Annotated in this window: 1 protein-coding gene and 1 pseudogene; one reads left to right on the forward strand and one right to left on the reverse strand. The window is 66.3% G+C overall.

Annotated elements, in window-relative coordinates:
• Nucleotides 1-164, forward strand: a pseudogene (locus FJ980_RS31215) (ribbon-helix-helix domain-containing protein); the annotation flags it as partial.
• Between the two features lie 12 nt (nucleotides 165-176).
• On the opposite strand, the gene FJ980_RS31220 reads toward FJ980_RS31215, so the two are convergent.
• Nucleotides 177-1,517, reverse strand: a 1,341-nt coding sequence (locus FJ980_RS31220) for a chloride channel protein (RefSeq protein ID WP_140547391.1), incomplete at its 5' end; no start/stop codon positions are given.

A 1,517-nucleotide genomic window follows, 5' to 3' on the forward strand; every position in this document is an offset into this window, starting at 1 on the left:
TCGAAAAGCCGTGATTTGACGACCTTGTCGCCATCGCCGTCGCGCGCAATCTGCCCCTTGCCGCGCTGGTCGCGGAAGTCGACGAAAACCGGCCGCGCGACACCAATCTGTCCTCGGCGCTCCGGATCCATGTACTGGCCTGGGCGAAGCGCGGCCGCGCCTGATGCCGGACGCCGTCAGGCAGCGCCTTCCTGTTTCCCGCGGCGGGTGCCGAACCCCAGCAGGGCCGTGCGATCGCGCTCTTCCGCCTGTTTCCTGGATCTGACGCGCATCAGGTCCTTCCAGCCGACGTAACCGACCAGCGTTCCATCGTCGCGTGCCACGACCGGCAGATGCGACACGTTGGCCATCAGGAGCTTGTCCGACAGGCCTTCCAGATATTCATCGGGATAGGCAAGCGTCACCTTGCTGCCGGCCAGTAATTCGCCGAGCGTCGTCGTCCGGTGCTTGCCGGCACGCCGCCAGCGCAGGATCGCCGGTGGATCGATGAGTCCGAGCACCTGCCTGTTGCCGTCAATGACCGGGAAGCTCGGATGACGCGTCTCCGGCGCGGTCAGGAATGCCGCCGCACCATGCAGCGTCATCGTCGCCGGCACGCTCTGGACCTGCGTGGTCATCACTTCATGCACCCTGGTCAGCGCGAACGGATCGACCCGGTATTCGCGCACCAGATGATGCCCTCGCCTGGCGATCTTCTCGGTCAGGATGGAACGTTTCATCAAAAGCACCGTCACCGCATGGGCGGCGGCGCAGGCCGCGATCAGCGGCACCAGCACATGCGTGTTGCCGGTCAATTCGACCGCGAAGAAGGTCGCCGTCAGCGGCGCGCGCATCGTGCCACCCATGGTCGCCGCCATCGCCAGCAGCGCCCAGAAGCCGGGATCGGCCGCCGGCAGGAAGCCGGCGAGCACCGCGCCCATCGCGCCGCCCATGATCAGCAGTGGCGCCAGCACGCCGCCCGACGTTCCCGAGCCCAACGCCACGGACCAGATGACGGCTTTCACCACCAACAACAGGAGTGCCGCCGTTGCGATCGTACGGCCGTCCAGCATGCTGGATATGTTGTCGTAGCCGACGCCGAGCGCCTGCGGCTCGATCAAGCCGCCAATGCCGACGACGAGGCCGCCGAGCATCGGCCACCACATCCAGTGGATCGGCAGCTTCTGGAAACCGTCCTCGCAGGCATAGACCATCTGCGTCAGCAAGGCAGACAGGAGGCCGGCGGCAACGCCGATCAGGACCCAGCCGCCAAGACCGGCAAAGGAAATCGCCATGCCGCCCTGAAACGGAAAGATCGGTCCCGGGATGTGCAGCATGGTGCGCTCGACCTCCGCCACGATGGCAGCCACCGCCACCGGAATGAAGCTGCGCGGCGTCCACTCGAACAGAAGCAGTTCCACCGCCAGCATGATGGCGGCGATCGGCGTTCCGAACACGGTGGTCATGCCGGCCGCGGCACCCGCCACCAGCAGCGTCTTGCGCTCATTGTCGCTGACCGGCAGCATCTGCGCGATCAG

It is taken from the genome of Mesorhizobium sp. B1-1-5 (assembly GCF_006443065.1).
Classification (GTDB): Bacteria; Pseudomonadota; Alphaproteobacteria; order Rhizobiales; family Rhizobiaceae; genus Mesorhizobium.